The sequence below is a fragment of the Pseudomonas sp. S150 genome (assembly GCF_004526365.1).
In the GTDB taxonomy this organism is placed as follows: Bacteria; Pseudomonadota; Gammaproteobacteria; order Pseudomonadales; family Pseudomonadaceae; genus Aquipseudomonas; species Aquipseudomonas putida_A.
The window spans coordinates 3,416,686-3,428,759 of sequence record NZ_CP038207.1; the positions used below are offsets into that span (position 1 = coordinate 3,416,686).

Below are 12,074 nucleotides of genomic sequence, written 5' to 3' on the forward strand. Positions count from 1 at the left end.
GCATGGCCTTCACACCAACATTTAAAGAGCGCACCGCCGAGGATTTGCTTGAGCATTGGGGCCGCTGGGTCGTGCTGGGCTCTGGCGTTTCCTGCTGTGCTTCCCGCGAAAACACGATCCTCACGCCGATGATTACTGATGACGACGCGTTGTTGATTGACGGGTTGATGGGTCGCCTGCTTAAGCGCTACCCGGAATGCGGTCAGGTGCTGATGCGCTACTACACCAGCCGGGACACGTCGCTGATGGAAGTCGGCAAGAAAATGAAGTTCGGCGAAGAGAAGACGAGGCAACTCTGGAAGGCCGGAGTCGCGTGGATTGATGGTGCGCTCGATATTCGTCGTCAAGCCGCTTGACAGGCCCGGGGTCTGGCTATAGATTTCAGTTACTTTGCGGTTTTTCCGCGTGCAAAGCCCGTCTCTGAGATGGGCTTTTTGCTTTCTAGAATTCACAGAGCCTCGGCATTTGCCGGGGCTTTTTCGTTTTCGGCTCCACCACACCCATTGCTCCGAGCTGGGAGTGCTGTTGGAGCTGACTTATTTCGCACGGTACCGCCAATGACTGAAGTCTCGCGCATTGCAGACAGCACCACATTCAAGGTCGCTGTCCCGATACTGCAAACGATCCTGTCGGCTGGTGCCATTGGTGCGTTTGTTTATGTCGTTGGCTCACTTGGATCGCTTCAAGTGCAGCTCGCCGCCTACCAAACCAATCAGGCCCTGATCGGTCAGCGCGTTGACTCGTTGGAGCGATCGAGGGAGTCGACCGACAAGCTCGTCGACTCCCTCCGCGTCAGCACCCAGCGTCAGGAGTTCAAAATCGACCAGGTAGGGGAGAGCTTGAAGGCCTTCGTCCAAACAGGTAGACCCAAGTGAATCGCCTGCTGATCGTCCTCATTCTGCTCACAGGCTGTGCGCACAAGGAAACGATCCGCGAACCCCTGAAGGTTCAACGCACAACCGTGTATCGATACGTCAGCGAACAATGCCAGCCAGGCCAAGACGAGCGCCTACGTGAGGCCCTGAAAAGTGCCAAAGAGTGGAAGCGCTATGCCGAAAGCCTCGAAAAACTGCCAGCAGCGAAGTCGACCCATGAAATTAATCCCTGAATGGCGAAAGTTCTGGCGCATGACCAGTGTGCAGTTGGCAATCGCAGGCGCTGTGCTGAATGCCGCTGCGGCCGGTTGGTCTGTGTTTCAAGGCGCGGTGGATCCTCTGGTTTTCGCCGTGGTGAATATGGCTTTGAGTATCGCCGTCGCTGTGGCCAGAGTGGTTCAGCAGTCAAAGCTGCATCAGCCAAGTGATGATCCTGCTCAGCCAGAATAGGTGAAGAGCAATGGTCAAAATCGATGCCAGCACCAATTTGGAAGAGCTGTCGAAAGCGCTGCGCACGTTGGGCGCAGAACAGTTGCCGTTTGCATATGCGCTGATGGCAACTCGGTTGGCAGTGCTGGTGAAGAAGGGTGAGCTTTCGGTAATGCGGCAGCGCCTGGATCAGCCAACTGCAACCACTATGAACAGCCTCTATGTCCAGGTCGCCAAGAAGGGTAAGCCCGAGGCGCGAACATTCTTTAAGGACGCGTGGACATCGGGCGTGCCTGCTGACACCTACCTTCAGCAGGTAGTGAAGGGTGGCCGCCGGCCACACAAACGATTCGAGAAAGCGCTGATCGCAAAAGGACTCATGAAGCCAGGTCAGTACGCAATACCGGCACCTTCAGCGCTTAACCGGTTCGGCAACGTTCCCCGCGGCACGATCATGAAGATACTTTCAGGTCTTGGTGCGGCCGAAACGGTCAGCGGCGTGCAAGCCAATGCCACAGGCAGCAAACGCAGCAAGCGCAAGGGCAACGCCGACAAGTATTTCGCCGGCGATGTAGATGGTACACAGGGTATCTGGGAGAAGAGGAAGACGGCATTCGGTGATGCCGTTCGGCCCGTCTTTGTCTTCAGTGACAGCGAGCCTGGGTATCGAGTGATCATTCCGTTCTACAAGATCGCAGACAACATCGTGAAGGCGAACCGAGAGCGAGAGTTCGCCAGCGCGATGGATCAGGCGCTGTCGTCAGCCCGGGGCTGACGGGCAGGGCGGTGGGGCACCCCCCCCTTTGGGTCCTTCCCGGGACTCCAGCCCCTTGCGGGTAATTCGGGCCCCGCCCACCAAATATGTATGACCTTTTTTCAGGGGTTGGTTGTTGTTTAATCATGGCCAAAAACGAAACAACCAAACAGCGCGGCTGGTTGAACAAATCCGAGATGGCTTCGAGCCTGGGGATTTCGCCGCAAGCCTTTGACAAATGGGGAGTTGCGCCTGTCGCACGCATTGGTCGAGAGGCGTTCTACACCGTGCAGAACGTGGTCGAAAACCGCGTTGAACACGCGCAACGGAAACAGCAACCAGTGGGTGAGGGAACCGAAGGTCTCGATCCGCTGATCGAGTACAAGCTGCTCGAGGAGCGCCGCGGGTTGACCGCCGCCCAACGCATCGCCCAGGAGAAGAAGAACCAGGTGCTGGACAGGCAGCTGGTCCCGGTCCCATTCGCAACATTCGCCCTTGCCAAAATCGCCGCACAAATCGGCTCGAAACTGGACACAGTCGGCAAGACCGTCACTCGGCGTCACCCGGAGGTTGACCCTCGGATCATCGAGTCGGTCGAGCGAGAGATCGCGCTCGCTCGAAACATTGCCGCCAGCTTTGGCGAGCAACTTCCGGAATTATTAGATGAGTACGTTGAGTCCATGGCTGAATGACCTTCGCAAGTCGATCAAGCTAGGACTCCAGGCGCTTTACAAAGAACCACCGCAGACTGCCGTTGAATGGGCTGATGCCAATTTCTACATGTCGGCCGAGTCCTCCTACAACGAGGGCAAGTGGACGACTGAGCCGTTTCAGGTTGCGATCCTGAACAGCATGGGCAACGACCTGATCAACGTCGTCAACTTCATCAAGTCGGCGCGGATCGGTTACACCAAGCTGTTGATGGCGAACATCGGCTACAAGATTCAGCACAAGCGCCGCAACGTGATGATGTGGAGCCCGACTGACCCGGACGCCGAGGACATCAGCAAGAGCCACGTCAACGGCATGATCCGCGACGTTCCGGTGCTGGGCGACCTGGCTCCGTGGTTCGGGAAAAAGCACAGCGATAACACGCTGGACCAAAAGATCTTCGCCAACCGCCGCACGCTGTGGATCCGTGGCGGCAAGGCTTCGCGGAACTACCGTGAGAAATCAGCCGACGAGGTGATCTACGACGAGCTGTCGAACTTTGACGAAAGCGTCGAAGGCGAGGGTGCGCCGATCACTCTGGGCGACAAGCGACTCAATGGCGCGATCTATCCGAAATCGATTCGCGGCTCAACGCCGAAGCGCGTTGGCTCCTGCCAGATCACCAAGGCCGTTGAAGAGTCGCCATACCTGCTCAAGTTTCATATCAACTGCCCTCACTGCCGGCAGGAGCAGACGTTGAAGTGGGGCGGCAAGGATTGCGAATTTGGCCTGAAGTGGGAAAAGAATGTGCTCGGCGAAGCCGAGAAAGCTTGGTACGTGTGCGAACACACCGCTTGCGTCATATGGCACAACGAGATGGTCGAGGCCTCCAAGACTGGCCGGTGGATCTGCGACCACACCGGCATCTGGACTCGCGACGGCATGGACTGGTTTGGTGCTGACGATGAAATCATCCGCACGCCACGCTCGGTCAGCTACAGCATCTGGGCGATCTACAGCACCTGGAGTACCTGGCTCAGCCTGGTGGAAGAATGGCTGAAGATCAAAGGCGACGTCTCGAAGCTGATCACCTTCATCAACACCACTCGCGGTGAAACGTGGGACGACGACCAAGGCGAAAAGCTCGACCACGAGGTTCTGTACGGGCGGCGTGAGGTTTACCCGCAAGTCCCGGCCCTTGGCCTGGTTCTGGTCGGCGGCATCGATACCCAAGACGACCGCTTCGAGGGTCGTGTCTGGGCGTTCGGTCCGGGCGAGGAAGCCTGGCTGGTTCACCGGTTCATCCTGATGGGCGACCCGGCAAGCGAAGAGTTGCGGCGCAAGGTTGGTCTCGAACTGCACCGCCAGTTCACCCGCGTGGACGGCACCATCATGAAGGTGGAGCGCTGGACCTGGGACGCCGGCGGCCACTATGCCGACGAGGTTTATGCAGAAAGCCGCAAGCACGGCGTGCACTGGGTTGTTCCAATCCGTGGCGCGACTGTGTTTACGGCAAGCCGATCGCGAACTTCCCGCGCACAAAGAACAAGGTGCACAAGGTCTTCCTCACCGAGGTCGGTACCGACAACGCCAAGGAACTGCTCTACAGCCGGATGGGGCTCCCCGTCGATACGGCTGCCTGCCTCCCAGGCGGGCGTGTCTCAGCCAGGGGTAGTTCACCTTCCGGCCAACGACGCGATCTGCGACGAATCGGAGGTGAAGCAACTCACCTCAGAAAAGAAAAAAGCAGCCATATCCAAAGGCAAGCGCGTGATGCGCTGGGACAGCGGCGGACGCCGAAACGAGGCGCTCGACTGCTTCGTGTACGCGCTCGCCGCACTGCGAATCTGCCAGCAGCGGTTCGGGCTCGATCTCGATCTGTTGGTTGCTGCTGTAACTGGTGGCAATGAACCGGACGTAGAAGAACGGCCGCGGAAGAAATCCTCTCACTGGAATAAAAACTGATGGCCTACACGATCGAGCAATACAACGCCCTGCAGGCGGCCATCGCCGAAGGGGCGTTGTCGGTCCGCTATGCCGACAAGAGCGTCGCCTATCGATCACTCGACGAGATGATGCGAATCCTCAAGCTGATGGCCACCGAGCTTGGGCTCAACGCCTGCAATGACGGCGGGCGCCGGTACGCTGCATTCTCGAAGGGGTACTGACATGGGGATGATTGAAAATCTGTTCCCCGGTTACGCGGCCAAGCGTTCGGAAATGCGACTGAAGAAAGCGCGCACGGACATGGCGCTCAAGATGATTGAGCGCCGTTTCGAGGGTGCCGCGGGCGGTCGCCGCAATGATGGCTGGCGGGCCACCGGTGCTGATGCCAACGTTGAGAACGCGCCGGCCTTGGCCAAGCTTCGCAACCGGGCGCGGGATCAGCGCCGGAATAACCCGTTCGGAGAGCGCGGAATTACCGGCATCGCCGACAACGCCGTCGGCGCCGGCATCGTGCCTCTACCTCTGGCAAAGCGCGATCGCGATGGTCTGCGGCTGATGGATCTGTGGAAGGCCTGGGCCGAGACGACCGATTGCGATGCTGACGGCCTGGATAATTTCTACGGCCTGCAGCACATGATCATGGAGGCGGTTGCGGAGAGCGGTGAGTGCCTGGTGCGCCGGCGCCGGCGTTTCAGTTCCGATGGATTGCCAGTCCCTGTGCAGTTGCAGGTGCTGGAGGCTGACTTTCTCGACGAGTCGAAAGCGGACATCGTTGGGCTTAACCGGATCATCCAGGGCGTTGAGTTCGACGCTCTGGGGCGCCGCGTTGCGTACTGGCTGTTCGATGATCACCCTGGCGCGAACGCCGTATGGGGATCGCTTCAATCGCGCCGGGTTCCTGCCGAGGATGTGATTCACGTCTTCTTGCGCAAGCGCCCAGGCCAGGCTCGCGGCTACAGCTGGCTGGCCCCGGTCATCCAGCGCATGCGCAACTTCGACGAGATGGAAGACGCTGTGATGGAGCAGGCGAAGATCGCCTCCTGCTTTGCAGCCTTCGTCACCAAGGATGAAAACAGTGGTACACCTGGCGGTAAAAAGCCTCCACTGATTGATCGGGTCGAACCTGCAATGGTGCAGGAGCTGGGGTTTGGGGAGAGTGTTTCCTTCGGCACCCCACCGACCTTCAATGGCTACACGGCCTACTCATGGCAGCAACTGCACGCCATGGCTGTCGGGTTGGGCGTTCCATATGAGTTGCTCACCGGAGACCTCAAGGGCGTTAACTTCTCCAGCGGCCGCATGGGTTGGCTCAACTTCGCTCGGCGCGTGGACGTGTGGCAGTGGCGCATGTTGATTCCTCAGCTGTGCGATCAGGTGTGGCGGTGGTTTATGGAAGCGCAGGTGCTGCTGCCTGGCGGGGTGACCGATGACGTGAAGGCCTACTGGGTGCCGCCACGCCGCGACATGGTCGACCCAAAAGCCGAAACCGAAAACGTCATCACCCGCGTGCGCAACGGCCTGACCACATGGCCAGATGCCCTTCGCGAACTCGGCATCACGGATCCCAAGCGGCATGCCGAGCAAATCAAGAAAGCAAACGAAATGATCGACGAATACGGGTTGGTGCTGGATTGCGACCCGCGCCGAGTTGCGGCCGCCGGTTCACCGAGCCAGCCACCAACCACAGAAGAGAAACCAGACGATGCCAACTCCGAACCAGGCGACGACGAACAAGACCCATGAAACGCCGGTGCTGAGCCTGCGCGCCGCTGTGCGCGAAGGCTCGATTGATGTCGAAGCCCGTACCGTCGAGCTGACTTGGACTACTGGCGCCAAAGGGCCGAGATGGAATTGGGACGTCGGCAGCTATATGGAGGAACTGGAGGTCAGTCCAGAAGCTGTTCGAATGGACAGGCTGAACAATGGCGCTCCTCTTCTTAATAGCCACAAGTGTGATGACTTGGGTGACGTTATTGGTGTTGTTGAGCGCGCTTGGCTCGAAGGCGAGCTAGGTCACGCGCTCGTTCGATTTAGCAAGCGCAATGACGCTGAAAAAATCTTTCAAGACGTCCAAGACAAAATTCTTCGAAAAATCAGCGTCAAGTACGTCGTGCACCGGTACCAGATCACCGAAGACAGCGAAGAAAAGCTTCCGACTTACCGGGCTGTGGATTGGGAGCCGCTGGAGCTTTCGGTGGTGCCGATTGCTTTCGACGATGGCGCCAATATCCGCAGTGCCGCGACCCCGGCCGAATACACGGGCCGTCGATTCCCCACAGTTTTTGAAGTTCGGTCGGCCGTTGAGCCATCCGAAGAACCGGCCGCCGTGCCTACTATCCAAGAGGAAGATGCAATGACCGAAGAAGAGAAGCGCGCGGCAGAGGAAAAGCTTCGCCGTGAAGCCGCCGATGCCGAGCGCCTGCGCAGCCTCACCATCCGCACCATGGCGCGCAAGGCGAGTCTGGATGACGAAGCGTTCGTCGATGACCTGATCGCTCGTGCTGTCCCTGTCTCCGATGCCAGCGCAGCAATCATCGACAAGCTTGCTGAGCGGCAGGCCAAGGACCAGCCGAACACTCGCAGCAGCCAGCCGACCATGGTAACCGGTGGTCAAGATGTCACCGTTCTGAATGCCAAGCGTTCAGCAATGCAGAACGCTCTGCTGCATCGTTGTGATGCCAGCATCAAGCTGGAAGACGCCGGCCGCGAGTTCCGCGGTATGCGCCTGGTGGACATGGCGCGCGAGTTCGTGGAAATGGCCGGCGGCAATGCGCGCGGCATGACTCCACAGGAACTGGCCCGAGCTGCGCTGGGTTGCGACCGTCAGGCCGTTCGCGCTGCCGGCATGCACTCCACGAGTGACTTTCCGCTGCTGCTTGGCAGTACCGTCAATCGTACCCTCCGCGACGCTTACACCAACGCACCACAGACCTGGCGTCCGCTGGGTCGCCAGACCACCGTTCCGGATTTCCGTGCCGTGACCCGCGCCGCCCTGGGCGATATCGCTGCGCTGGAGCAGGTCAAAGAGCATGGCGAGTACAAGTACGGCACGCTGTCCGAGGACGGCGCACCGATCAAGGTCGCCAAGTTCGGCAAGATCATCGCCATCACCTGGGAAACCATCGTGAACGATGACCTGGGCGCACTGACTCGTATCCCGGCCGCTCTGGGTAATGCCGCCGCCGCTACCGAGTCGAACGTGGTGTGGGCCCTGCTGCTGGGCAATCCGAACTTCACCGACAGCGTTCCGTTCTACGACGCCGCTCACGGAAACCTTGCCGCAAGCGGCGGCGCTATCAATACCACCACTCTGGCAGCTGCTCGTGCCGCGATGCGCAAGCAAAAATCGAAGGCGGGCGAATTCCTCAATTTGTCGCCTGAGTTCCTGGTAGTTGGCCCAGACAAGGAACTGGAAGCCTTCCAGTTCACCAGTTCGGTTTATGTCCCAGCCAAGAACTCCGACATCAACGACGTTCGGAACGCATCGCTCCAAGTGATCGTGGACGCGCGCATCACTGGCAACCAGTGGTATCTGTTCTCTGCACCTGGCGGCGTAGACACGTTCGAATACGCGTACCTGGAAGGCGAGCAGGGCGTGTTCACGGAAACCCGTGAAGGCTTCGAAGTCGACGGCATGGAAATCAAAGCTCGCCTGGTATTTGGCGCAGGCTGGATCGACTACCGCGGCACCTACAAAAACCCCGGCAACTAATTGGCCGGATTTAGCCGAATCCCTAAGGGCGCCACGCGGCGCCCTTTTTGTTTTCCAGTTCCAGTCTCTGAAGGGGACCATGCATGAAAACTTTCATCCAGCACGGCGACTGCGTCACCGTCATCGCCCCGGCCGGCGGTACCGTCTCGGGCGAGCTTTACAAAGTCGGCGCGATCGTCGGCGTTGCCGCCACTACTGAAGCAGCTGGTTCGCCGGTGGTGCTGAAACTCTGCGGCGTGTTCGGCCTGACTAAAATCAGTGCGCAGGCCTGGGCTCAAGGAGATCTGATCTACATGAACACCACGAGTCGGGCACTCACGAACGTTTCTGCAACCGGCCTCGTGCTGGTTGGCATGGCTGCTGATATTGCGGCCAACCCGAGCGCGACCGGTGCTTGCCGACTCAACGGCGTTTCTGCTCCGGCGCCGGTGTAATGGGCTGGGCCTCAATGGCCCAGCGCATGCTCGGCGTTTCGATCCGCACCTTCAGCGAACCATCGGCGTCCATCGATCCTGATGGCGCCGTGTACTGGCTGACCGATGGGGTGGAGCCGGGCGTGCCCTTGGCCCAAGCCGTGTTCGATAGCGCGCACGTTACGGTAGATCCGGAAACGGGTGCGCCGATATCGAGCCAAAACCCAATCCTTGGCGTTCGCCTGGTCGATCTACCGAGCAAGCCGACGAGTCGTGACAGAGTCAGGGCGCGGGGTGAATTGTTCACGATCAACGATGTTCAGCCAGATGGTGTTGCTGGCGCGACGATCATTCTTCGGAAAGCATGACTATGGCTCACCCCCGCGAACTGATCCGCAAGAAGGCTGTTGCGTCGCTGCTGGGCGCTACCAACGCTGGGGCTAGCGTTTATGCCAGCCGCGTGCGTCCGTTTATTTCCAACAGCTGGCAGAGCGATCTTCCGGCGATCTGCGTTTTCACCATGGACGAGACCAGCGAAATCTTTAATCAGGCTCCTCGCGAGTATCGGCGCCGGGTTGAGTTGGTGGTGGAGATCCATGCCGACGGCAACGACGCATTGGATGACACGCTCGACACGCTGGCCCGGCAGGTCGAGCGACTGCTGCTGATGGACGACACACTCGGCGACACCGCCAATGATCTGCAGCTACTGCGCTCTCGAATGGTGCTGTTAGATCAGTCCGAACAGCTGACCGGAGCTTGCCGCCTCATCTTCGAGGCGGAGTACTTCGACCGCCACCCAGACGACTTATTCAGCGAAAACCTGCCCGATCTGGACACGGTCACTACCGAGTACAGCCTGGACAACGCCCAACCCAATTCGACGGATCGTGCAAAAACGATCATTGAGGACCTGAACCCATGACCACCCGAGTGCTGGTTAAACCTGTCGAGGGACGCCTGGTGCGGATCCCCGGAAACTATGAGGCGCTGCCTGTTGAGGGCAAGACGCTGGAAATCAACAGCTACTGGATTCGCAAGGCTGCGGCCGGTGATGTCGTGATCGAAACAGAACAGCCTGTAGTTCAGGCCCAAACCCCAAAAGGTGAGAAATAATGGCTATCGGATTCGACACCATTACAGGGCCTGGATCGCTTCGCAAGCCGGGCGCCTACAGCGAGATCGACAACAGCCAGGCTGTACGCGGCCCACAGTCGGTTACTTATCGACGTCTACTGATCGGTCAGAAGCTTGCTGCCGGCACCGCCATCGCAAACGTCCTGGTTCGTGTGACCAGTGCAGCGCAGGCCGATACGCTGTTCGGAGCTGGCTCAATGCTTGCCGGCATGGTGCGCGCGGCGCTGGCCATCGACACCTACACCGAGTTGCAGGTGATGCCGGTGATCGACAACGCAGCCGGCGCTGCCGCTACAGGTACTATCGTCTTCACCGGCCCTGCCACTGCTTCTGGCACCATTGAACTGCTGATTGCGGGGCGCCGCGTGTCGGTGGGTGTCATCAGTGGCGACACTGCTACCGCCATCGGCACCGCTGCTGCCGCCGCAATCACGGCTGCTGCCGACATGCCGGTGACCGCGGTTGCCGCCACCGGCACGGTTACGCTGACCAGTCGACACAAGGGCGAAGCGGGCAACAGCCTGAACGCCATGGTCAACTACTACACGGGTCAGGTTCTGCCTGCCGGAGTGGGCGTTACGTTCACCGCGTTTTCCGGTGGCTCTGGCAACCCTGCTCTGGGTAGCGCTCTGGCCGCCCTTGGTGATGAGTGGCTGCAAACGTGGGGTGTGCCGTACTCCGATTCCGCGAGTCTGGCCACCATCAAAACCGAGTTGTCCAGCCGCTTCGCCTGGAATCGCGAGATCGAGGCGCATGCTTTCGTAGCTGCGCGCGGCACTCAGGGCACGCTGGGGGCAATCGGTGATAGCCACAACAGCCAGCACCTGACGATCATCATGGCCAACGATGAACCGATGCCTGCTTATGAAAAGGCGGCAGAGACCATGGCCATTGCGGCTTATTACGCGGCCATTGACCCGGCCCGCCCGATTCAAAATCTGGCCTACACCTGGTGCCTGCCGCCAGTAGCGGCTGATCGCTTCACCAACGAAGAGCGCAACCTGCTGCTGTTTGATGGCATTGCCACCAGCAAGGTGGCCACTGACGGCACGATGCAGGTTGAGCGGCTGATCACCACCTATAAAACCAATGCCGCCGGCGGCTCCGACATCAGCTACCTCGACAGTGAAACCCTGCTCACCCTGATGTTCCTGCGCCATGACTGGCGTGACTACATCCTGCGCAAGTACCCGCGTCACAAACTGGCGAACGACGGTACGCGCTACGGCGCTGGCCAGCCTGTAGTGACTCCAGTGGTGATGAAGGCAGAGGCCATCTCGAAGTTTCGCGAGTGGGAGCGCCTGGGTCTGGTCGAGAACATGGCTGACTTCAAGGCCAACCTCATCAGCGAGCGAAACGCGAGTGACCCGAACCGGCTCGACATGTTGTTGCCGCCTGACCTGGTCAATCAGTTGCGCATCGTCGGTTCCAAAATTCAGTTCCGCCTGTAACGGCGATCGCCAGGAGATAACACATGGCAGGCAAAAACCGTATCGGGGGAACCATCGCCCTGAAGGTCAATGGCGACATCTACTTCGCCAAAGGCAGTTTCACCTACAACCTCGGCAAACCAAAACGCGAAGGCGTGGTCGGCGCCGACGTTGTTCACGGCTACAAGGAAACGCCTCAGGTTCCCTTCATTGAAGGGGAGATCACAGATCGTAACGAGCTGAGTCTCGAAGATCTGGTCACGCTTGATGAGGCGACCATCACGCTGGAACTTGCAAACGGCAAGGTTATCGCGCTGAGCGATGCCTGGTACGCGGGCGAGGGCACCGGCAACACCGAGGAAGGCAACATCGCCTGCCGATTTGAAGGCATGTCTTGTGAGGAAGTGAAGTAATGGCAAAGGAAAAAACGCTACCCCTGACTGAACCGGTCACGTTCGGCAAAGACACATTCACCGAACTGACGGTCACCCGCAAGCTGAAATACCTGCGTGGTCACGCCTTGCGCATTACCTCTGATGGTAAGGGCAACGGCGGCGCTGACATGGATTTTGCCACGCTGATTGACCTCGGCGCCAAGATGGTTGGCCATCCTCCTTCATTGCTCGACGAGCTGAGCGAGGACGATCAAGCAGCCGTCATCGGCGAGGCGCGCGATTTTTTGCTGAAGCACCTCGGGGGTGGGAAGGAGGCGTAACCGTCGTCGTC

At 59.3% G+C, this 12,074-nt stretch carries 17 protein-coding genes; all 17 read left to right on the forward strand.

The window, feature by feature from the left end; all coding sequences use genetic code 11:
* The first annotated feature begins 2 nt into the window (after positions 1 to 2).
* Positions 3 to 356, forward strand: coding sequence for an antiterminator Q family protein (locus E3Z29_RS15695; protein ID WP_134786231.1), 354 nt, complete (start codon positions 3 to 5; stop codon positions 354 to 356).
* A gap of 201 nt (positions 357 to 557) precedes the next feature.
* Complete coding sequence (locus E3Z29_RS15700) at positions 558 to 875, forward strand: hypothetical protein (protein WP_134786232.1); 318 nt, start codon at positions 558 to 560, stop codon at positions 873 to 875.
* Positions 872 to 1,108, forward strand: coding sequence for a hypothetical protein (locus E3Z29_RS15705; RefSeq protein WP_122747186.1), 237 nt, complete (start codon positions 872 to 874; stop codon positions 1,106 to 1,108). The genes E3Z29_RS15700 and E3Z29_RS15705 overlap by 4 nt, the downstream gene beginning before the upstream one ends.
* On the forward strand, positions 1,092 to 1,325 hold the full coding sequence (locus E3Z29_RS15710) for a hypothetical protein (RefSeq protein ID WP_134786233.1): 234 nt from the start codon (positions 1,092 to 1,094) through the stop codon (positions 1,323 to 1,325). Before E3Z29_RS15705 ends, E3Z29_RS15710 begins: the two co-directional genes overlap by 17 nt.
* Positions 1,326 to 1,335: 10 nt before the next feature.
* The gene (locus E3Z29_RS15715) at positions 1,336 to 2,079 is read left to right on the forward strand and encodes a hypothetical protein (RefSeq protein ID WP_134786234.1); all 744 of its coding nucleotides are present in this window, start codon (positions 1,336 to 1,338) and stop codon (positions 2,077 to 2,079) included.
* A 125-nt stretch (positions 2,080 to 2,204) separates the two neighbouring features.
* The gene (locus E3Z29_RS15720) at positions 2,205 to 2,750 is read left to right on the forward strand and encodes a terminase small subunit (protein WP_134786235.1); all 546 of its coding nucleotides are present in this window, start codon (positions 2,205 to 2,207) and stop codon (positions 2,748 to 2,750) included.
* Positions 2,722 to 4,674, forward strand: a complete 1,953-nt coding sequence (locus E3Z29_RS15725; protein ID WP_134786236.1) for a phage terminase large subunit family protein — start codon at positions 2,722 to 2,724, stop codon at positions 4,672 to 4,674. Before E3Z29_RS15720 ends, E3Z29_RS15725 begins: the two co-directional genes overlap by 29 nt.
* Positions 4,674 to 4,877: a phage head-tail joining protein gene (locus E3Z29_RS15730; RefSeq protein ID WP_134786237.1), complete on the forward strand. Its 204-nt coding sequence runs from the start codon at positions 4,674 to 4,676 to the stop codon at positions 4,875 to 4,877. The genes E3Z29_RS15725 and E3Z29_RS15730 overlap by 1 nt, the downstream gene beginning before the upstream one ends.
* Position 4,878: 1 nt before the next feature.
* Complete coding sequence (locus E3Z29_RS15735) at positions 4,879 to 6,399, forward strand: phage portal protein (RefSeq protein WP_134786238.1); 1,521 nt, start codon at positions 4,879 to 4,881, stop codon at positions 6,397 to 6,399.
* Positions 6,359 to 8,368: a prohead protease/major capsid protein fusion protein gene (locus E3Z29_RS15740; protein WP_256662004.1), complete on the forward strand. Its 2,010-nt coding sequence runs from the start codon at positions 6,359 to 6,361 to the stop codon at positions 8,366 to 8,368. The genes E3Z29_RS15735 and E3Z29_RS15740 overlap by 41 nt, the downstream gene beginning before the upstream one ends.
* 83 nt (positions 8,369 to 8,451) lie before the next feature.
* Positions 8,452 to 8,802: a DUF2190 family protein gene (locus tag E3Z29_RS15745; RefSeq protein WP_134786239.1), complete on the forward strand. Its 351-nt coding sequence runs from the start codon at positions 8,452 to 8,454 to the stop codon at positions 8,800 to 8,802.
* Between the two features lie 14 nt (positions 8,803 to 8,816).
* Positions 8,817 to 9,149: a hypothetical protein gene (locus E3Z29_RS15750; RefSeq protein ID WP_134786240.1), complete on the forward strand. Its 333-nt coding sequence runs from the start codon at positions 8,817 to 8,819 to the stop codon at positions 9,147 to 9,149.
* 2 nt (positions 9,150 to 9,151) lie between these two features.
* A complete protein-coding gene (locus tag E3Z29_RS15755) occupies positions 9,152 to 9,706 on the forward strand; it encodes a hypothetical protein (RefSeq protein ID WP_134786241.1) in 555 nt (184 codons plus the stop codon).
* Entirely contained in the window at positions 9,703 to 9,897 is a 195-nt protein-coding gene (locus E3Z29_RS15760) for a DUF2635 domain-containing protein (RefSeq protein ID WP_256662005.1), read from the forward strand. Before E3Z29_RS15755 ends, E3Z29_RS15760 begins: the two co-directional genes overlap by 4 nt.
* Complete coding sequence (locus tag E3Z29_RS15765; RefSeq protein WP_134786242.1) at positions 9,897 to 11,369, forward strand: phage tail sheath subtilisin-like domain-containing protein; 1,473 nt, start codon at positions 9,897 to 9,899, stop codon at positions 11,367 to 11,369. Before E3Z29_RS15760 ends, E3Z29_RS15765 begins: the two co-directional genes overlap by 1 nt.
* 23 nt (positions 11,370 to 11,392) lie before the next feature.
* Complete coding sequence (locus tag E3Z29_RS15770; protein WP_134786243.1) at positions 11,393 to 11,761, forward strand: phage tail tube protein; 369 nt, start codon at positions 11,393 to 11,395, stop codon at positions 11,759 to 11,761.
* On the forward strand, positions 11,761 to 12,063 hold the full coding sequence (locus tag E3Z29_RS15775) for a hypothetical protein (protein ID WP_134786244.1): 303 nt from the start codon (positions 11,761 to 11,763) through the stop codon (positions 12,061 to 12,063). The genes E3Z29_RS15770 and E3Z29_RS15775 overlap by 1 nt, the downstream gene beginning before the upstream one ends.
* The last annotated feature ends 11 nt before the right edge of the window (positions 12,064 to 12,074 follow it).